This window comes from Maritimibacter sp. UBA3975, from assembly GCF_002384975.1.
Classification (GTDB): domain Bacteria; phylum Pseudomonadota; class Alphaproteobacteria; order Rhodobacterales; family Rhodobacteraceae; genus Maritimibacter.
The window spans coordinates 1-19,978 of the sequence record NZ_DGCP01000017.1; the positions used below are offsets into that span (position 1 = coordinate 1).

At 64.1% G+C, this 19,978-nt stretch carries 18 protein-coding genes; 9 read left to right on the forward strand and 9 right to left on the reverse strand.

Features of this window, described 5'->3' with window-relative positions; genetic code table 11:
- The first annotated feature begins 40 nt into the window (after window positions 1–40).
- Together B2585_RS16635 and B2585_RS16640 are read left to right on the forward strand one after the other, a co-directional pair.
- Entirely contained in the window at window positions 41–937 is an 897-nt protein-coding gene (locus B2585_RS16635; RefSeq protein ID WP_292025056.1) for a tyrosine-type recombinase/integrase, read from the forward strand.
- Window positions 938–1,105: 168 nt separating this feature from the next.
- Window positions 1,106–1,891 (forward strand): TIGR00266 family protein, encoded by a 786-nt coding sequence (locus B2585_RS16640; protein ID WP_292025057.1) that lies wholly within the window; start codon window positions 1,106–1,108, stop codon window positions 1,889–1,891.
- A 43-nt stretch (window positions 1,892–1,934) separates the two neighbouring features.
- Here B2585_RS16640 and B2585_RS16645 read toward each other — a convergent pair whose 3' ends face one another.
- A complete protein-coding gene (locus B2585_RS16645; protein WP_292025058.1) occupies window positions 1,935–3,878 on the reverse strand; it encodes an FAD-binding monooxygenase in 1,944 nt (647 codons plus the stop codon).
- A 150-nt stretch (window positions 3,879–4,028) separates the two neighbouring features.
- On the opposite strand from B2585_RS16645, the gene B2585_RS16650 reads away from it, so the two are divergent.
- Window positions 4,029–4,469, forward strand: coding sequence for a MarR family winged helix-turn-helix transcriptional regulator (locus B2585_RS16650; RefSeq protein WP_292025059.1), 441 nt, complete (start codon window positions 4,029–4,031; stop codon window positions 4,467–4,469).
- Window positions 4,466–4,945, forward strand: a complete 480-nt coding sequence (locus B2585_RS16655; RefSeq protein WP_292025060.1) for an acyl-CoA thioesterase — start codon at window positions 4,466–4,468, stop codon at window positions 4,943–4,945. Before B2585_RS16650 ends, B2585_RS16655 begins: the two co-directional genes overlap by 4 nt.
- 4 nt (window positions 4,946–4,949) lie before the next feature.
- Here the strand turns inward: B2585_RS16655 and dusA are convergent, their stop codons facing one another.
- Window positions 4,950–5,930 carry a tRNA dihydrouridine(20/20a) synthase DusA gene (dusA, locus tag B2585_RS16660; protein ID WP_292025061.1) on the reverse strand — a complete coding sequence of 327 codons (981 nt, stop codon included), beginning with the start codon at window positions 5,928–5,930 and terminating at the stop codon, window positions 4,950–4,952.
- Window positions 5,931–6,080: 150 nt separating this feature from the next.
- Here dusA and B2585_RS16665 point away from each other — a divergent pair, with 150 nt between their 5' ends.
- Window positions 6,081–6,920, forward strand: a complete 840-nt coding sequence (locus tag B2585_RS16665) for a DMT family transporter (RefSeq protein WP_292025062.1) — start codon at window positions 6,081–6,083, stop codon at window positions 6,918–6,920.
- Between the two features lie 13 nt (window positions 6,921–6,933).
- Here the strand turns inward: B2585_RS16665 and B2585_RS16670 are convergent, their stop codons facing one another.
- The 7 genes from B2585_RS16670 to B2585_RS16700 all read right to left on the reverse strand — a co-directional run bounded on the left by B2585_RS16670 (window position 6,934) and on the right by B2585_RS16700 (window position 14,685).
- Complete coding sequence (locus B2585_RS16670) at window positions 6,934–8,091, reverse strand: acyl-CoA dehydrogenase family protein (RefSeq protein ID WP_292025063.1); 1,158 nt, start codon at window positions 8,089–8,091, stop codon at window positions 6,934–6,936.
- Window positions 8,092–8,173: 82 nt separating this feature from the next.
- Window positions 8,174–9,337: an ABC transporter substrate-binding protein gene (locus B2585_RS16675; RefSeq protein WP_292025064.1), complete on the reverse strand. Its 1,164-nt coding sequence runs from the start codon at window positions 9,335–9,337 to the stop codon at window positions 8,174–8,176.
- Window positions 9,338–9,364: 27 nt separating this feature from the next.
- On the reverse strand, window positions 9,365–11,188 hold the full coding sequence (locus tag B2585_RS16680; RefSeq protein WP_414674067.1) for an AMP-dependent synthetase/ligase: 1,824 nt from the start codon (window positions 11,186–11,188) through the stop codon (window positions 9,365–9,367).
- Complete coding sequence (locus B2585_RS16685; RefSeq protein WP_292025066.1) at window positions 11,179–11,940, reverse strand: ABC transporter ATP-binding protein; 762 nt, start codon at window positions 11,938–11,940, stop codon at window positions 11,179–11,181. Before B2585_RS16685 ends, B2585_RS16680 begins: the two co-directional genes overlap by 10 nt.
- The gene (locus B2585_RS16690; protein ID WP_292025067.1) at window positions 11,937–12,713 is read right to left on the reverse strand and encodes an ABC transporter ATP-binding protein; all 777 of its coding nucleotides are present in this window, start codon (window positions 12,711–12,713) and stop codon (window positions 11,937–11,939) included. Before B2585_RS16690 ends, B2585_RS16685 begins: the two co-directional genes overlap by 4 nt.
- A complete protein-coding gene (locus tag B2585_RS16695; RefSeq protein ID WP_292025068.1) occupies window positions 12,710–13,807 on the reverse strand; it encodes a branched-chain amino acid ABC transporter permease in 1,098 nt (365 codons plus the stop codon). The genes B2585_RS16690 and B2585_RS16695 overlap by 4 nt, the downstream gene beginning before the upstream one ends.
- 2 nt (window positions 13,808–13,809) lie before the next feature.
- The gene (locus B2585_RS16700; protein ID WP_292025069.1) at window positions 13,810–14,685 is read right to left on the reverse strand and encodes a branched-chain amino acid ABC transporter permease; all 876 of its coding nucleotides are present in this window, start codon (window positions 14,683–14,685) and stop codon (window positions 13,810–13,812) included.
- 141 nt (window positions 14,686–14,826) lie between these two features.
- On the opposite strand from B2585_RS16700, the gene B2585_RS16705 reads away from it, so the two are divergent.
- From B2585_RS16705 to B2585_RS16720, 4 genes are read left to right on the forward strand one after another with little or no spacing between them, the layout of a single operon-like run.
- A complete protein-coding gene (locus B2585_RS16705) occupies window positions 14,827–15,447 on the forward strand; it encodes a TetR/AcrR family transcriptional regulator (protein ID WP_292025070.1) in 621 nt (206 codons plus the stop codon).
- Window positions 15,448–15,477: 30 nt separating this feature from the next.
- A complete protein-coding gene (locus B2585_RS16710) occupies window positions 15,478–16,686 on the forward strand; it encodes an acetyl-CoA C-acetyltransferase (protein WP_292025071.1) in 1,209 nt (402 codons plus the stop codon).
- Between the two features lie 11 nt (window positions 16,687–16,697).
- A complete protein-coding gene (locus B2585_RS16715) occupies window positions 16,698–18,845 on the forward strand; it encodes a 3-hydroxyacyl-CoA dehydrogenase NAD-binding domain-containing protein (protein WP_292025072.1) in 2,148 nt (715 codons plus the stop codon).
- The gene (locus B2585_RS16720; RefSeq protein WP_292025073.1) at window positions 18,842–19,969 is read left to right on the forward strand and encodes a CaiB/BaiF CoA transferase family protein; all 1,128 of its coding nucleotides are present in this window, start codon (window positions 18,842–18,844) and stop codon (window positions 19,967–19,969) included. The genes B2585_RS16715 and B2585_RS16720 overlap by 4 nt, the downstream gene beginning before the upstream one ends.
- The last annotated feature ends 9 nt before the right edge of the window (window positions 19,970–19,978 follow it).

Below are 19,978 nucleotides of genomic sequence, written 5' to 3' on the forward strand. Positions count from 1 at the left end.
CCAAATCATTTGACGACGGACATTCACGGTCACCCAAGCCTTGGGCACCTACCAGAAACAGGTGATGGAGGGGAAGTCTTCCGCTCGGACATCACGCAGCCAAGCGCGGACCATCATGGAAGTGGTGGATCCCATGACCAATCTTCACGAGTTGACCCAAGCCCAGATGTTAAGAGCCGTCTCGGCTCTGCTGGAGGAGCGGAGCGCGGCCACTGTCAACCGTTGCCTCGACAACTTCAAACGCGCCATCAATCACATGGGAGAAACTTACGACGCCAAGCTCCCGGCAAAAATCAATTGGACCCGTCTCAAAAAGAAAGAACCAGAGGAACGCGTGAGGGAGTTGACACGTGCCGAAGAGAACGCGCTCTTTGAACACCTGCGCAATGACCTCCACCCCTTGGTGCATTTCGCGCTGCTCACGGGAGCCAGGCAGGGGACAATCTGCGGTCTGCTCTGGTCGGATATCGATTTCGATGAAGGACGCATGATCTTCCGTATCAAAGGCGGCGGCACCCAAAGGTTCCCCCTGACCGAAGAGACTCGCGAGCTTCTCCAATCCATCCCCCAGGCACGTACACCGGCAACTCGCCGCTACGTCTTTACCTTCCTCGGCGAAGATGGCCAGCCTCACCCAATCAATCCGTCGGGTGGGCATATCTGGATGAAATGGAGAGACGCCGTTCGTGACGCCGGCATCGAGGACTTCCGCTTCCATGATCTACGTCACACCTTCGCAACCCGGATGCTCCGGCAGACCGGCAATCTCAAGCTGGTTAGCCGCCTATTGGGTCACAAGAGCCTTGAAACGACCATGCGTTACGCACACGTTCTGGACGATGATTTGGAACAGGCTCTCAGCGCATACGCGGTACGTCCTGCCACACTTTCTGCCACAGATTCCGGTAAAGTATTGAAAATTAAAAGTGGTGACTGAGCTTCCCAAGCTGACGACGAGGGTTCGATTCCCTTCACCCGCTCCAAACCTCTCCTCCCACACGCCTCCGAACCGCTCGCAAACCCGGCGCGGCATCTGGCCATCGCGGCCCCGCCTGGTTTACGCTGCACGCAGTTCTCGCGCGGATATTCATCAGGGAGATTTGAGATGCGGTGCCATGAAGTTGACTATGAGATTTTCGGTGACGACATGCAGGTCGTCGAGGTGGAGCTCGACCCCTCCGAGGTCGTGATCGCGGAAGCCGGGGCCATGAATTACATGGACGACGGCATCGGCTTCGAGACCCGGATGGGTGACGGCGCTCGGCCCTCGGGCGGGATCATGGATTCGCTCCTGAACGTCGGAAAACGCGTCCTGACGGGCGAGTCCATCTTCATGACCCATTTCACGAACAACGGTCAGGGCAAAAAACGCGTGGCATTCGCCGCGCCCTATCCGGGCAAGATCATGCCCATCAACATGGCCGAAGTCGGCGAGGAACTCATCTGCCAGAAGGATGCCTTTCTGTGCGCGGCCTTCGGCACCACCACCGACATCGCCTTTCAGCGCAAGCTCGGGGCCGGGTTCTTTGGGGGCGAAGGCTTCATCCTTCAGCGCCTCAACGGCGACGGAATGGCCTTCATCCATATCGGCGGCACCGTCATCAAGCGCGAGCTGGCGGCGGGCGAGGTGCTTCGGGTGGACACCGGCTGTCTCGCGGCCATGACCAGCGGCGTGGATTACGACATAGAACGCGCCGGGAACCTGAAATCTATGGTCTTTGGTGGCGAAGGTATCTTCCTTGCCACCCTGCGCGGTCCCGGCACCGTGTACCTGCAAAGCCTGCCGTTTTCGCGCCTCGCCGACCGCGTCCTGCGCGCGGCGGGTCCGGGCGGCAACAAGGGCGAAGGCTCGGTGCTGGGCGGCCTTGGCGACATGTTCGGCGACCGTTAGGCCTGAAGGCCCGCGGCGACAGCGCCACGGGCCAACACAAAGGTCAGGCGTTTTCCGGAACGCGAACTGCCTCATCGGCGCCCAAAGGCAGCAGGAAACCCTCGAAAAAGGCCGATAGCGCCGCGTGATCTTCGAGCGGGAGGACATGGGCCACATATTGATCGGGCCGCACGATGACCAGCGCGCCTTGCGTCCGGTCGACACCGCGAGCGTCGAAGATATCTGCCCCGGTCTTGAGCGGCGCGCAGAATATCTTCTCGGCATCCGGCAGGCCGAAGCGCCCCTTCAAGGGTCGCAGCGCAGCCGGCATCTGGTCCATCTCAAGGGTATCGTGGGCCTCCTGAAACACCGCGCGCAGGTCGATCACCGTGTCAGGATCGGCCCCCTCGGGCGTGAACCTGCGCAACGGGCTTTCGGGGTCATCGACAAGATAGCGGCAAAGCCGGTCAACCTCGCCCCCCGCCTGCCCAGTATCGCCCGCGCCCGCGAAGGCGAACAGGTGCCAGCGGTTGTTGGCCTCGATCGTATGCCCAAGGTGAAGGTGCATGGCATCGCCGAGACGTGTGACCGGCCAGGAGTGGAACCGCGTCCCGATCTCGAACCCGGATGCACGCGCCTGATGAACCGCCGCTCCGGTCAGGGCCGATGGCTGATAGGTCACCTGCATACCCGCCGTGTAGCGCCCGTTCTTGATGAACGCCTGCTGGAACATTGGGTCGGCCCCAGCCGCCCCTTCCTCGGAAATAGGGGCACTCATGACCCGGGCCCACTCCCGGTCGAAGTCGATAAGGTCCTGCGCCACCGCCTGCCGCTCGGCGGAGTAGCTGTGGAGCAGCTCCGGCGCCGCGCGGCCCTGAAGCACGGTGACGAGCTTCCAGCCAAGGTTGAACGTGTCGCCCATCGAGACGTTCATCCCCTGCCCGGCTTTGGGGCTGTGCGTGTGGCAGGCGTCGCCCGCGATGAAGACGCGAGGCGTACGGTCCGAACCCACCGGCACGTCGTCGAACTTGTCGGTCACGCGCTGTCCGATCTCGTAGACCGACCACCACACGACGTCTTTCACATCCAGAGAATAGGGTTTGAACACGCCCTGCGCGGCTTCGATCAGCCGGTCCACCGTGATGTTGCGACCGCGCACCCGCTCGCCCTCTTCCAGCTTGTCGAGTTCGATATAGATCCGCACGAGGTAGCCGCCTTCACGCGGAATGATGAGGATGTTGCCGTCCTTTTCGGACTTGATGATGGATTTGTAGCGGATATCGGGGAAATCCGTCACCGCGAGCACGTCCATCACGCCCCAGGCCTGATTGGCGGAATCGCCGTGAAGCTCACGCCCGATCGACGTGCGCACGACACTGCGTGCGCCGTCGCACCCGACCACATAGCGGGCGCGCACCACTTCGCGCTCGCCCTCGTGGCCGGGGTCCACGCGCAGGAGCGTCACCGTGACCGGATAGTCCTCGGCGCTCTCGTCCACCGTCAGATCGACGACTTCGCGGCCATAATCCGGTTCCAGGCGTGAGGGCGAATTGCGCATGATGTCGAGGTACATGTCCTGCACCCGCGCCTGGTTGAGGATCATGTGGGGCATCTCCGACAGCCCCTCCTCCACGTCGTCAACACGCCCGTTGCGGGTGATCTGTCCGGGGTTCTCGGGATCGGGCTTCCAGAAGGTCACCTGATTCACATGGCAGCCCTCGCGCATGATCTTGTGGGCGAAGCCGAAGGCGTTGAACATTTCCATCGACCGGCAGGATATGCCATCCGCCTGCCCCTTCTCCATCGCTTCGAGTTTGCGCTCGACGAGGCGCGTGCTGATGTCCGGAAAGCCAGCAAGCTGCGCCGCAAGCGTGAGGCCCGCAGGACCGCTGCCGACGATCAGCACATCGACCGTGTCCGGCAGCCGGTCACCCTGGTCTACCCGCCCCGCCGCGAGGTCATGGATGTCCGGGTCACCGGGCCGAAAGCCGTTCAGGTGGAATTGCATGTCTCGTCCTCCCAATACGCAGAGCGCCAGAATTTGATATGTATGCATATTATCTTCACGAGCACCCCGTCAAGAAATAATATGTATGCAAATCATTCTCTCCGCGCTATCAATCCCAAGCCTTTGATCTTGCGAGAAACCGAGGACAGGATGGAAACGACACGGATGGCCGGGCACCTGATCCGGCGGCTCAACCAGCAATCGACGCAGGTGTTCCAGGCCCGGATGAAGGCCGAGGGATTCGACCTCACATCCGTCCAGTTCGCCGCCCTCTCCGCCCTCGCAAATAATCCGGGCATCGATCAGGCCCGCCTGTCCGCCCTCATCGCCTATGACCGCGCCACGATCGGCGGCGTGGTGGACCGGCTGGAGCAAAAGGGCCTCGTTGCACGCAGCGTGAGCGACAAGGACCGCCGTGCCCGCGTCCTGACCCTGACCGAGACGGGCGAGAACCGGCTCGCCGTGATGACCCCCGTGGTCGAAGACCTACAAGCCGACATCCTCAACCGGCTGGACCCCGGCGAGCGCGCGGCCTTCGTGGCCCTCGCCCGTCGCGCCCTTGGCGAAAACGACGAAATGGACCCCGCATGACGCTCTCCCATCTCACGCCGCTCACCCGCGCCGACCTCGCGGCTCAGGGTATCCCTGAGCCTTGGGCCTTCGGCCGCGCCGACAAGGTGCGCTTTGGCGAACTCGACCCACTCAACCACGTCAACAACGCCACCTACCCGGGCTGGATGGAAACCGCCCGCGTCGGCTATTTCGACCATATCGGCTTTGACCGGAGCGGCGACATCCGCCTCGTCCTCATCAGCACATCCCTGCGCTACCTCCGCCCGATCCACCTGGGCGACAGCTACATCGTCTGCGTGCGCGCGACGAGTTTCCGCACCACCTCGTTCACCACCGAATACGCGATCTATGTGGACGGACAGCTTGCGACGACCGGCGAGGCGGCGATGGTCTGTCTCGGTCCCGATGTCGCCACCAAACGCCCGCTCCCGGACGATGCGCGCGCGGCCTTCCTGCGCGACGGCGCGGTCGACCTCAGGGACACGCCCGTCTGAGCGGTCAGACGAGCTCGCCCATCGCCTCTTCGAGCAGCCGCGCATCCGCATCGGCGCGCTGTGCGTTCTCCGACAGCACCCGTTTCCAGTGCCGCGCGCCGGGCCGTCCCGCGAACAGGCCCAGCATATGCCGGGTGACCTGAGACAGCTTCCGCCCCGCTGCCAGATGGCGCTCGATATGCGGCTGCATCGCCCGCGCCACGTCGCGCGGGTCCGTCATCGCATCGGTGCTGCCGAATATGCGGCTGTCGGCCTGCATGAGGATATCGGCGGGCTGGTGATAGGCCGCGCGCCCGATCATCACCCCGTCCATCCCGGCGTCGAGATGCTCCTGCGCGGCCTCAAGCGTGGCGATGCCGCCGTTGATCGACAGGTGCAGGTCCGGGCGCTCGGCCTTCATCCGGTGGACGAGCGGATAGTCGAGCGGTGGAATGTCCCGGTTCTCCTTGGGACTAAGCCCCTTGAGCCACGCCTTGCGGGCATGGATCGTGAACCGGCGCACGCCCGCATCCGCGACGCGGTCGAGAAAGGCGGGGAGCACCGCCTCCGGGTCCTGATCGTCCACGCCGATCCGGCATTTCACGGTCACCGGCACATCCCCCGCCGCCGCGATCATCGCAGCCGTGCAGCGCGCGACCAGTTCAGGCTCACGCATGAGCACCGCGCCGAAGGTGCCCGACTGCACCCGGTCCGACGGGCAACCGACGTTGAGGTTGATCTCGTCATACCCGCGCGCCACCCCCATACGCGTGGCCTCGGCGAGTTCCGCAGGGTCCGACCCGCCGAGTTGCAGCGCCACCGGATGCTCCGACGGGTCGAAGTCGAGCAGATGCGCCGCCCCGCCCCGCACCAGCGCCGGCGCGGTGACCATTTCGGTGTAAAGCAACGTCTCACGGCTCATCAGCCGGTGAAACACACGGCAATGGCTGTCGGTCCAGTCCATCATGGGCGCGACGGAGAGACGGGCGTGGCGGTCGATCTGCATGGCGGCGGGTCGGCTGTCGGTCGGTTGCGGGTCGGAAGGCACCTGATACCCCGTTCGGGGCCGCAGCGCCACCTCTGAGCGCAGGTAGGACCCACGGCCCGTCCCGTCAATGCGGTTTGACACCGGCAGCCGGAGCGGTCACGCAGCGACATGCGCCTCGTCCTCCTCACCGCTCTCACCATGATCGCCTTCGCGGCGAACTCGATCCTCAACCGGCTCGCGCTCGCTGCCGGGACAATCGACGCGGTGAGTTTCGGGACGATCCGGCTCGTCTCCGGCGCGGCGATCCTCGCGCTTTTGGTGCTCGCCTCCCGCCGCTCCCTGTCCTTCACCGCACCGGGGCGGTGGGCTAGCGTGGCCGCGCTCCTCATTTATATCTTCGGCTTCAGCCTGGGATATGTCGCGACCGATGCGGGGCTGGGCGCGCTCATCCTCTTCGGCACCGTGCAGATCACCCTTTTCACCGCCGCGATCCGGGCGGGCGAAACGGTGACATTGGCTCGCAAGCTCGGCACCGCCATCGCCTTCGCCGGTCTCGCGCTTGTCCTCTGGCCAAGCGGCGGCGTGACGCTCGACCTGATCGCAAGCGGTTGCCTCGTCGCTGCCGGGATCGGCTGGGGCCTCTATACACTCAACGGACGCCGGACCACAGACCCGCTTGGCGCCACGATGACCAGTTTCGTGCTGGCCGCGCCGCTGGGCCTGCTGCTGTCGCTCGCGGTCCGGCTGGGCGGTCATCCGGCCCTCCTCACCCCGGACGGCGTGCTCCTCGCCATTGTCTCGGGCGCCATCACCTCGGGCCTCGGATACGCGCTTTGGTATACGGTGCTGCCCCGACTGGCCACGACCACGGCGGCCATCGCGCAGCTCGCCGTTCCGATCCTCGCCGTCGCCGGGGGCATCCTGTTCCTGTCCGAACCGCTCACCCCGACCTTTGCCCTCGCCACGCTCCTCGTTACCGGCGGCGTGGCCCTGTCGCTCAGGCGCTGAATCCTGGCCGCCCTCAGTTGCGCTTGCGCTCGTCGAGGCCGAGGCCGCGCCCGATGATCTCGCGCATGATCTCGCTCGTTCCGGCATAGATCCGGCTGATGCGCGCATCACGGTAAAGCCGGCTGATCTCGAATTCCTCCATGTAGCCCGCGCCACCGTGAAGCTGGACACATTCGTCCACCACGCGCCCCTCGACCTCGGAGGTGAAAAGCTTGGCCTCCGACGCCATTTCGGCCGACAGCTCCCCCTTCAGATGCTCGCGCACGCAATGGTCGACCAGCGCCTGCGCCGCGTCGATCTCGGTGCGCATCGAGGCCATCTTGAAACGCGAGTTCTGGAACGTGCCGATCGGCTTGCCGAAGGCGCGGCGCTCCATGATGAACTCCATCGTGATCTCGAACGCCCGCTCGGCGCGCGCCACAAATCCGACGGCCCCGTTCAGCCGCTCCTCGGCAAGGTTCCGCATCATGGTCTTGAACCCGCCCCGCGGGTCGCCGATCACGTTGTTCTTCGGCACTTTCACATCGTCGAAGAACAGCTCGGCAGTATCCTGGCTCTCCAGACCCATTTTCTTGAGGTTGCGACCACGCGAGAAACCCTCCATCCCGTCTTCGACAAGGAACAGGCCGACCTCGTGGCTGGCCTCGGGGTTGGTCTTGGCCGCGACGATCACCAGACCGGCAAGGAACCCGTTCGAGATATAGGTTTTGGACCCGTTCAGGACCCAGTGATCCTCCATCTCGACGGCCCGCGTCTTGATCCCTGCGAGGTCGGAGCCGGTTCCCGGTTCGGTCATGGCGATGGCGAGGATCGTATCGCCCGAGACGCAGCCGGGCATGTAGCGCGCGCGCTGCTCGTCATTTGCGTAGTGTTGCAGGTAGGGCCCGGCGATCCGGTTGTGCAGGCCGAGGAAAAAGCCCGCCTCCCGCGTCCCGATCTCTTCGACGAGGATCATGTCATAGCGGAAATCGTCCAGCCCGAGGCCGCCATATGCCTCGTCGGCATACATGCACAGAAAGCCCTCTTCCCCCGCGCGCTTCCAGATTTCGCGCGAAACGCAGCCTTCCTCGCGCCATGTCTCAGAGTTGGGGAACACTTCCTTTTCCGCCCAGGCCCGGACGCTTTTGCGGAAAATTTCGTGCTCTTCGTCATAGATCGTGCGTTTCAGCATCGGACCCTCCGGCTGATTGTGTATTTTTTGGTTGTAAGAACAGGGAGTTGGCGGGGCGACGCGCGCCCCGCCTGAGGTCAGATCACTCGAGCGTCTGAACCAGCGTCCAGGAGCCGTTCTCGATCCGGCTCACGAACACCTCATCCGCGCCGACATGGTCTTCGGCGGAATAATCGACAGTGTTGCCACCGATCGCGTCGTCGTAGTTGAGGCTTTCCATCGCCGCGATGAAGCTCTCATGCGTCAGGTCCGGACCCGCCGCTTCGAGCGCCTTGACCATCGTCGTCGCGCCGCCATAGCCCAGCAGGGCGCCGGTGGACGGAAGGTCTTCGCCCGTGGCTTCCTTGTACTTGGCGATCCATTCAGCCACTTCCGGCTCGCCCGCACGCGCTTCGAGATCCTGCCAGCCGGCACCGGCGTAAACGCCGTCCATCACGCCCTGGGCGGCGAGGCCCTTGGCGACGACGGTGTGGAAACCAGCGCCCGACACCATGAAGTTCACGTCCATGCCGAGTTTGTTCGCCGTGGCGATGGCGTTGATCTGCTGGCTGACGCCAAGCGCCATGCCCACCGTGTCACAGCCGGACTCCTTGACCCGCCCAAGCGCACCGGTGAAGTCGGACTCGTCGGGCTTGTGCGCGATTTCCGCGCCCATCTCGATCTCGCCCGCCTCGGCCAGTTCATGCACGGCCGCCTCGATTTCCTTGCCGAAGTCGGTGGGCAGGATCATCAGGCAGAACTTCTGCGCGCCTTCCTCGGCGACCATGTACTCCGCGGTCGCCTTGATCGCTTCGTAGTAGGACGACGTGCCCGCGAACTTCCACGGTGCCGGCGGCTCGATCATCTGACGCGCCGCGGTGATCGGCGACACGTTCGGGATACCCTTCGGCTCCATCAGCTGGAACATGGCAAGGTTGTGGGGCGTCCCGAGGCTCAGGAGCATCGCGAACACCTGGTCGCGGTTGATCAGCTTGTTGGCCGCCTGTGCCGCGCGCGGCACCTGATAGCCGTGATCCTCGGTGATGTAGGTGATCTTGCGCCCGTGAATGCCGCCGTTGGCGTTCACTTCCTCGAAGACCAGGTTGGCCGCGGTCACGGCCGGCACCGAGAAGGGCGCGAAAATACCCGACAGGTCGTGCGCGCCCCCGATCTTGATTTCGTCTTCGGTAACGCCCTGCGTTTGGGCAAAGGCCGCCCCCGTTGTGGTCATGGCAGCAACGGCTGCCAAGGCTTTGAGTTGTTTCATGTTTTCCTCCCTGTTAAAGCCTTGTCTTCAGTACATCTGGTCAATGAGCCCGGCGTGGCGATCATTGACGAAATTCCGTTTGAGTTTCATCGTCGGCGTCAGTTCCTCGTCCTCCGCCGTAAGCAGGATGTCGATCAGGCGGAAATCCTTGATCTGTTCGACCTGCGCGAATTGCTTGTTGGTCTCGGCCACCACCTCTCCGATCAGGTCGCGAACCTCCTGCGCCCGCGTGAGCGAGGCGAAGTCAGAGAACGGAATCTGTCGGTCCTGCGCGAATTTCTCGACGTTTTCCTGGTCGATCATGATGAGGCAGGTCAGATACTTGCGCTTGTCCCCGATCACGACCGCATCCGAGACGTAAGGGCTGAATTTCAGCTTGGACTCGATCTCGGCCGGCGTGATGTTCTTGCCGCCCGCCGTGATGATGATGTCCTTCATCCGGCCGGTGATTGTCAGCGCGCCATCGTTTCCGATGCGCCCGATATCGCCGGTGTGCAGCCACCCGTCTTCGTCGATCGTTTTCGCTGTCTTCTCGGGCTTCTTCCAGTATCCGGCGAAAACACAGGGGCCGCCGACGAGCAGTTCGCCCGTCTCGTCCAGCCGCAACTCGACACCCGGCAGGGGCTTGCCCACCGTGCCGATGTTGTTGTCGTCGACCGTGTTCACTGTGGCCACGCCGCCCGTCTCGGTCATCCCGAAGCCCTCGACCAGCGGCACGCCAAGGGCGGCGAACCAGTCGATCAGGTCGGGCGAGATCGGGGCCGCGCCCGAGGTCACACGGCGCGCGCTGGCAAGGCCCAGCATCCGGCGCAGGTTGCGCAGCACCGTCGCCTCGGCCACCCAATGCGCCAGTTTCAGGCCCGCGCCCGGAGTCTCGGCCGCCGCGTAGCGTTGGCCGACATGCATCGCCCAATCAAACGCTTTCGCGCCGACCGGCCCCGCTTCGGACCGCATGATGGTCACACGGGAATAGATCTTCTCCCAGATCCGGGGCACACCGGCGAAGGTGTCGGGCGAGACCTCCTGAAGGTTCTCGAACACCGTCTCGGGGCTTTCGGCGAAATTCACCGTGCAACCGTTCGCGATGGGCGCCTCGACCGAGACGAGCCGTTCAAGGACGTGGCAGAGCGGCAGGAAACACAGCTGATTGTCGGTTTCATAGAAATCGAGCATCTGCTCGCCCGCGACCAGCTGGAACACCATGTTGCGGTGCGACAGGATCGCGCCCTTGGGCGGGCCGGTCGTCCCGGAGGTATAGATCAGCATCCGGGGGTCACCCGGCTTCACCGCCTTAAGCGCCGCCTCGAACCGGCCCGGGTCGGCGGCCTTGGCGCCTATTTCGAGCAGCTCGTCGAGGAACATCACCTTGTCGTGGGAAAAGGTGGCAAGCCCCTCGCGGTCGAAAACGATGACATGTTCAATGCCTGGCATGTCGTCACGGGCCTGAAGCCACTTGTCCAGTTGCTCGTCGTTCTCGACGAACAGCACCCGCGCGCCGGAATCGTTTGCGAGATAGGCCAACTGCCCCGCGCTGTCGGTGGTATAGACGCCCGCCGGGATCGCCCCGATGGCAGCAGCCGCAATATCGCAGTAGATCCACTCACGCCGGTCCTCGGCGAGGATCAGCACCGGCTCCCCCTTGGCCACGCCTAGCTCCAACAGAGCGAGCCCTATCTTCTTTGAGGTCTCGTAGTAGTCGCTCCACGAATAGCTTTTCCAGATGCCCAGCTGTTTCTCGCGATGGCAGGTGCGCGCACCGTATTTCGCGCAGCGATCCGCCCAGAGCGAAACGATCGTGGTATGCCCTTCGAAGGCGATGGTGTCGTCGGATGTCACCCGGCTCATCTCCATGTCTTGCGCCTCTTCCACCGTTTCTGCCCGCGCTCCGTCTCCTCGGTGCGACCCAGGTAGAATTCCTGGATATCGTCCGAGGCCTTGAGCTGCGCCGACGGCCCGGTCATCACGATCCGCCCCATCTCAAGGACATACCCCCGGTGCGCGGTCTCCAGCGCGATATGGGCGTTCTGTTCGACGAGGAGCATGGTGACGCCCTCTTCCGCATTGAGCCGCGCGATGATTCCGAAAATCTCCTGCGTCAGCAGCGGCGACAGGCCCAGCGACGGCTCGTCCAGCATCATCAGCTTGGGTTCGGCCATGAGGCCCCGGCCGATCGCCAGCATCTGCTGCTGCCCGCCCGACAGGAACCCCGCCGCCTGGCGCCGCCGCTCCTTGAGAATGGGGAAGTAGGTGTAGACGAGGTCGAGATCGTTCGAGAGGTCGCCCCGGCGCGTGTAGGCCCCGAGCTTGAGGTTCTCCTCAATCGACAGGTACGGAAACACCTCTCGCCCCTCGGGGACAAGGCTGATGCCTTTGGAGACGACCCGGTCCGGGTCCAGCCCGCCGATGGTATCGCCCATGAAGGTGATCTGACCCTTCTCCGGGTCCATGAGCCCCGCGATGGTCTTCATCAGCGTCGTCTTCCCGGCCCCGTTGGCACCGAGGATCGTGACGATCTCACCCTTTTCAACGTCGATGGACACGCCGCGCAGCGCCATGATCGCGCCGTAGAAGGTCTCCAGATTGCGAACGGACAGAACGGTCATGCCGCATCCTCCTCGGGCGTGCCAAGATAGGCCGCCTGCACATGCGGGTCCGCCTGCACCTCTTGCGGCGTGCCCATGGCCAGCGGCCTACCGTTGGCCACCGCCAGAACGCGGTCGGACACCTGGTTCACAAGGCTCATGTCATGCTCGACCATCAGAACGGTCAACCCCATGTCCCGGCGCATGTCCTCGATCCAGAAGGCCACGTCCTGCGTCTCTTCGACGGACAGGCCCGAGGCAGGTTCGTCCAGCAGAATGAGCTTCGGGCCGAGGGCGAGCGCGCGACCGATCTCGACCACCTTGCGCACGCCATAGGGCAGTCCCGCGATCATCTTGTTGCGGTAGGCTTCGAGTTCGAGGAATTCGATCACCTCTTCCACCCGATGCCGGTGCTCGCGCTCGGCCCGGCGCACCTTGCCCAAGAACAGGATGTCCTGCACGAAATTGGTGGAACGGTGGGTATGCTGCCCCATCAGCAGGTTGGCGAGCACGGTCGAATGGTCGAACAGCTCGATGTTCTGGAACGTCCGCGCGATCCCCAACCGGGCGATGTCATGCGACTTCTGCGCGGTTAGATCCTTCCCGTCAAAACGGATCGTGCCCCGTGTCGGCTCGTATATCCGGCTGATCAGGTTGAAGATCGTCGACTTCCCCGCCCCGTTCGGCCCGATGATGGCAAAAACCTCGCCCGGCTCGACCGAAAACGACATCCCGTCCACCGCCTTCACGCCGCCGAAATGCACGGCCAGATCGTTCACCTCCAGCAGGCTCATTTCATGCGCTCCGTCTTGAGATAGCTCTTCTGGCGGCGGAACATGTCACGCCGGGCGAGCGGGAAGATGTCGAACCACGTCCGGATCTTGAGCCAGCGACCGTAAAGCCCGGCCGGCTCGAAGATGATGAACAGGATCAGGATCGCCGCGAAAATCATGGTATCGAGCCCCGGGATCGACCCGAGGTTGATCCCGAAATTCGCGTTCAGCCCGTCGCGCAGGATCGCGATGACCTGCGGCACGGCCGTAATCAGGATCGCGCCAAGGAAGGCCCCCTGAATGAAGCCGAGCCCGCCAATCGTGACGACGAGCAGCAGGTTGATCGAGATGAAGATCGAGAACAGCTCGTAATTGTAAAACCCGATGTAGTGCCCCATCAGGGCCCCCGCGAGGCCCGTGACGCCGGTCGACAGCCCGAAGGCCAGCGACTTGGTCCGCGTCACGTTGATCCCCAGCGCCCGGGCAGAAACTTCGCTGTCACGCACGGCGAGGAAGGACCGGCCCGTGGGCGAGCGCATCAGGTTGGCATATCCCCATGTGACCAGGATCACGATGGCGAGGCACAGCCAGTAGAAGTTCTCGAGCGCGCCGTAGCGGTCGAAGCTGATGCCGAAGAACTGGATCGACGGCGCCATGATGCCCCCCACCCCGCCGGTGATCGGCTCGAGCAGGATGACCATCTCCTCGACGATGACAAAGACCGCGAGCGTGGCGATGGCGAGGTAAATGCCAGACATCCGCACCGCCGGAATGGCGATGACCGCGCCGAACAGCCCGGTGATGAGACCGGCGAGCGGGAACGAGATCAGGAACGGCACGCCCACGTTCATCAACGCCGAGTTGGCATAGGCCCCGATGGCGAGAAACGCGGCGTGGCCGAGGCTCACCTGACCGGTGTGCCCCACGGCGATCATCAGCCCCATCCCAGCCAGCGCCCAGATGAGCGTGTTGGTCGCCTCGGCGAGGTAGTATTCACCGACGAGAAACGGAAGGACGATCATCAAACCGGCCAGCACCGCGACCTTGGCCCGGCTCCAGCCATGCTGATGCAGGTCGATGTCGCGGTCGTAGGTGGTCTTGAAGACGTAGCGCATACTCAGACCTTCTTCATCTGGATCTGCGAGAACAGGCCGCCGGGCCGCAGCACCAGCACGACGAGCATGATGATGTACGGCGACATCTTGGCCAGCTCACCGGGGGCATAGCGCCCCGCCACCGGCTCGATCACACCGATGATCAGCCCGCCCAGAAGCGCGCCGGGAAGCGACCCCATGCCGCCGATCACCGCCGCCGCAAAGGCCTTGATGCCCAGAAGGCCGATGTTCGGGTCGATGGCGCCCTTGGTCGCGTAAAGCACGCCGGCCACGGTCGCCACGGCACCCGAGAGGCCCCAGATGAGCGAGTTGATCCGCATCACCGGCACGCCGACGATATAGGCCGCCATCTGGTTCTGGCTCGCCGCCTGTGCGGCCAGCCCGATCTTGGTGAACGCGAAGAAAGCCCAGAGCGCCAGCGTCAGTGCAAGCGTCACCCCGATGGTGACGAGATCGGCAAGGCCGACGACCAGCCCTCCGCCCCTGAAATTCTGCCCGGCGAAGGGGGTTTCCAGCACCAGCGGCGTATAGCCCCAGATCGACCCGGCCACGAAGCGGAAGACAAAGCCCATCGCGATGGTCAGGATGACGAGTGCGAATTGCGGCTGGCCGAAGATCTGGCGCACCACGACCCGTTCGACCCCCCATCCGACGGCGAACATGATCGCCATTGCAAGGATCACCGCGATCCCGAACGGAAGCCCCATCTGGTCGGTGTTTCCGATCCCGAGCGCGACGAAGGCGCCCAGCATCATCATGTCGCCTTGGGCGAAGTTCACGCCCTCGCTGGCCTTGTAAATCATGACGAAGCCAAGTGCGACGAGGCCATAGATGCACCCGTTCGCCAGTCCTCCGATAATCAGCTGCAGAAACTCCATCAGCGGAGCCCGGACGCAATTGCGCCCCTCATGCAGTCTATCATGGCCGTCTCCTCCCATCGGCAATGAACGCTGTTGACACGATTTAAACACTCGTGTTCAATTTCAGTCAACAACGATTTTTCGGGACGGACACGAAAGATGAATACCGCCACCCCGCGCATTCACGAGGCCGCCATGCGCATCTTTGCCACCGAAGGCGGAAAGACTGTGGCTGTCAGCGACCTCGCCCGCGAAGCGGGACTCTCGCGCGGCACGATCTACAATAACCTCGACGACCCGCATGACCTCTTCACATCGGTGTGTGAAACGGTGGCGACCGAATTTCGAAGCTCGATCAACGCCGCCTGCGCCGACATGGACGACCCGGCCGAAAAGGTATCGGCCTCGATTCGCCTCTGCGTGCGGCGCGTCCATGACGACCCGCACTGGGGCCGCTTCATCGCGCGCTACGCCATGCTGGAACCCCGGCTCGGCAGCTTCTGGGCCGAAATGCCGGCCGAGGAATTGCGGAGCGGCCTGATCTCGGGCCGGTTCACGTTTCTGCGCGATCAGGTGGCCTCGATCACGGCCACGGCAGGGGGCGCGACCTTCGGCGCGATGAGCCTCGTCCTCGACGGCCGACGCACCTGGCGACAGGCCGGATCGGACACGGCCGAGATCATGCTACGCGGCGTCGGACTTGACCCCGCCGAAGCACGCGCCATCACTCAACGCGAACTTGATCCCCTGCCCCGGCTCGCCGTCTTCGACGCAGCCTGACCGGACGGGATCTCATGGGAGGACAAAGCCATGGCTGAAGCAGCCTATATCTACGATGCGATCCGAACGCCCCGCTCCAAGGGCAAGGCGGACGGCACCCTGCACGAGGTGAAGCCGATCCACCTCGTCACCTCGCTTCTGAATGAAATGACCGACCGGCACGACTTCGACACCGCCCGGGTGGACGATGTGATGCTGGGCTGCGTGGCCCCGGTCATGGAACAGGGCGCGGTGCTGCCGAAAATCGCGCTGCAAAAGGCCGGTTGGGACGACAGCGTGCCGGGCGCACAGGTCAACCGCTTCTGCGCTTCCGGCCTCGACACGTTTAATACCGCGGCCGCCAAGGTGGCCTCGGGCTGGGAAGACCTCGTCTGCGCCGGCGGGTTCGAATCGATGAGCCGCGTCCCGATGGGGGCCGACGGCGGCCCCTTCGCCGAAGACCCGGAAACCGCGCTCGACACCGGCTTTGTACCGCAGGGCATCGGGGCCGACCTGATCGCCACCATCGAAGGGTGGAGCCGCGACGATGTCGACGCCTTCGCACTCGAAAGCCAGAAACGCGCGGCCCATGCCCGCGATTCCGGCTGGTTCGACCGCTCGGTCATCCCGGTGCGCGACGAGAACGGGATCGTCGTTCTGGAACGCGACGATTTCATCAAGCCGGACACGGACATGCAGAAACTCGGCGCCCTGCGTGCCTCGTTCGAAAAGCCCGGCGCGATGGGCTTCGACTCCGTGGCCCTCGCGAAATACCCGGAAGTCGAGCGGATCAACCACGTCCACACGCCCGGCAATTCGTCGGGCATCGTCGACGGCGCCTCGCTCATCATGGTCGGCAACGCCCAGGCCGGCAAAGACCTCGGCCTCAATCCGCGTGGCCGCGTCGTTTCCATCGCGCTCACGGCAACAGAACCCACGATCATGCTGACGGGGCCCGGCCCTGCGTCCAGAAAAGCGCTCGCCAAGGCGGGCCTGACCATGGACGACATCGACCTCGTCGAAATCAACGAGGCCTTCGCGTCGGTCGCCCTGCGCCTCCAACGCGACCTCGATGTGCCGGACGAAAAGCTCAACGTCGTCGGCGGTGCCATCGCGATGGGTCACCCGCTGGGGGCGACAGGGGGCTGCCTCGTCTCCACCATGCTCGACGAGTTGGAGCGGCGAAACCTGAAGCGCGCGCTGATCTGCATGTGCGTCGGCGGCGGCATGGGCATCGCGTCCATCATCGAGCGTCTGTGAGGGAAGAGATCATGGAAGACTTCATTTACGAGAAAGACGCCGACGGCATCGTCACCGTGACGATGGACATGCAAGGTCAGGGCGCAAACACGATGAACGCCCGGTTCGAGCCGGGGATGCGCGCCCTGTGCGACAGGCTCGAAGCGGAAGAGGGCCTCACCGGTGTCGTCTTTGCATCCGCCAAATCGACCTTCTTCGCAGGCGGCGACCTGAACGACATTCTCGCCACCAAGGAAGCCGGAGAGCGCGAGTTCGCCCTGATCGAGAATTCCAAGGCGACCTACCGCCGCCTGGAAAAGCTCCCGGTCCCGGTGGTCGCCGCAATCAACGGCGCGGCGCTGGGGGGCGGCTATGAGCTTTGCCTGTCGTGCAACCACCGCATCGTCGTGGACGACCCCAAGGCGATCACCGGCCTGCCGGAGGTGACGCTTGGACTGCTTCCCGGTGCCGGGGGCGTCGTGCGGATGACCGCCAAGCTCGGGCTGGAAACCGCCCTCCCCCTCCTGCTCGAGGGCAAGCAACTCCCGCCGCGCAAAGCGCTCGAAATCGGCATGGTGGACGAGATCGTCGCGACCCGTGACGACCTGATCCCGGCCGCGAAGGCGTGGATCAAGGCGAACCCGGACAGCCACACCCAACCTTGGGACCAAAAGGGCTTCCGCTACCCTGGTGGCGACGCGCTCCACCCGCGCATCCGCCAGACCATGATTGGCGCGTCGGCCATGCTCTACCAGAAAACCCGCGGTTTGCTCCCGGCCCCCGAGAAGATCCTCGACGTCGCCGTGACCTCGATGAAGATGAACTTCGACGCGGCGCTTCGGATGGAGACGCGGCGGTTCATCGGCCTCATGGCCTCGAAGGAGGCCAAGGCCGCGATCTCGACCTTCTTTTTCGGTATGCAAGGCATCAAGTCCGGCAAGGTCCGGCCCGAAGGGGATCGTTGGAAAGCAACATCCGCTGCCGTATTGGGCGCGGGCATGATGGGCTCGGGCATCGCCTATGCCCACGCCAAACGCGGGCTGAAGACGATGCTCAAGGACACCGAAATGGCCAGTGCCGAAAAGGGCAAAGGCTATTCCGAGAAGCTATGCGACAAGGCCATCGGACGCGGGCGTATGGACGAAGACGCGAAATCCGCGCTTCTGTCACGAATCGAACCCGTGTCCGAGAATGCCGCTCCCGGCAGCGTCGACATCATCATCGAAGCGGTGTTCGAGGACATCGACCTCAAGGACAAGGTCATCGCGGACACCTGGCCGATGCTGTCGGATGACGGGATCTACGGCTCCAACACTTCGACCCTGCCGATCTCGATCCTCGCCGAAAGCTGCCCGGACCCGACCCGGTTCATCGGCCTCCACTTCTTCTCGCCCGTCGACAAGATGAAGGTGGTCGAGATCATCATGGGCGAAAAGACCTCGCAGGACACGCTGCGCAAAGCCTACGACTACGTCCAGCAGATCGGATACATGCCCATCGTCGTGAACGACTCGCGCGGCTTCTTCACCTCCCGCGTGTTCGGCACCTTCATGGACGAAGGCTGTCAGCTTCTGGTGGACGGAATGAAACCCACGGCGATCGAACGCGCGGCATGGCTCGCCGGCATGCCCGTCGGCCCGCTTCAGGTGTTCGACGAAGTGTCGCTGATCCTCAGCCAGAAGGTGCGCAAGACGCATGAGGCTCTGGACGAGCGTCTGGGCGTCGACAGCCAGTTCGGCCACCACAACACCGCAACACGCGACGTGACCGAGCCGATGATCGAAATGGGCCGTGGCGGGCGCCAATATGGCGGCGGGTTCTACGACTACGACAGCGACGGAAACCGGCACCTCTGGGACGGGCTCGGCCAGTTTGCCAAGGGCAATGCCGACATTCCTTTGCAGGACGCCATCGACCGCATCCTCTACCGTCAGGCGATCGAGACCCTGCGCTGCCTCGACGAAGGCGTGCTGAACACCGAGATCGAAGCCAACCTCGGCGGCATCATGGCCATCGGCTTCCCGCATCACACCGGCGGCGCGATCCAGTTCATCAAGGGTGAAGGGATCGACACGTTCAAGGGCCGCGCCAAGGAACTCGCGGACAAGTACGGCGAACGGTTCGCGGTGCCCGATACGATCTATGACCGCTTGCGCGAGAGCGAGGCCAAGGCGGCATGAGCGGGCCGCTCGAAGGTCTGAAAGTCGTCGAAATGCAAGGGCTTGGCCCCGCCCCTCTGGCGGGCCAGTTCCTTGCGGATCTGGGCGCGGAGGTGGTGCTCGTCACCCGCAAATCCGGCCCTGCCGACAAGACCGACATCAACAACCGTGGCAAACGCTCGGTTGCCCTGAACCTCAAGTCGCCCAAAGGCGTCTCCGCCGCGATGGCGCTGATCGAGTCAGCCGACGTGCTGATCGAAGGGTTCCGGCCCGGCGTGATGGAACGCATGGAGTTGGGGCCAGAGGACTGCCATGCGGTCAACCCGCGCCTCGTCTATGGCCGCATGACCGGCTGGGGTCAGGATGGCCCCCTCGCCCAGACGGCCGGCCATGACATCAACTATCTCGGCCTCACCGGCTTCCTCCACGCGACGGGCGAGGCCGACCGCACCCCACCCCCGCCCCTCAACATCGGCGCGGATTACGGCGGCGGGACCATGTTCCTTCTCTTCGGGATCATGGCCGCGCTGTATGAGCGCCAGACCTCGGGCAAGGGTCAGGTGGTTGATGCGGCAATGGTCGACGGGGCTTCGGCGATGATGGGGCTGATCCACACCTTCATCGCGCGCGGCCAGTGGACCGAGGACCGGCAGGCCAACCTGCTGGACGGCGGGGCCCCGTTCTATCGCACATACGAATGCGCGGACGGCAAATTCCTTGCCGTCGGCCCGCTCGAGCCGCAGTTTTACGCCGAACTCGTGCGCCTCGCCGGCCTGACGGAAGACCACCTTGCCAGCCAGAACGCCATGGGCGACTGGCCGGACCGGCGCGCGGCCTACGCCGAGGTGTTCAGGCAAAAGACCCGCGACGAATGGGCTGCGATCTTCGACGGCTCGGACGCTTGCGCGTCACCCGTCCTGACCTGGAGCGAGGCTCCGGACCACCCGCACATGGCTGCACGCGGCACCTTCACAAAGGTCGACGGCGTCACGCAGGCCGCCCCGGCCCCACGATTCAGTCGCTCGGCCCCGTCTGCCCCAACCCCACCGCAGGCCCCCGGCAGCGATACCGACACCGTACTCAAAAGCCTCGGCTATGACGATGACGCCATCGCGCAGCTTCGCGATGCCGGCGTCCTGACCTGAGAGGAACCG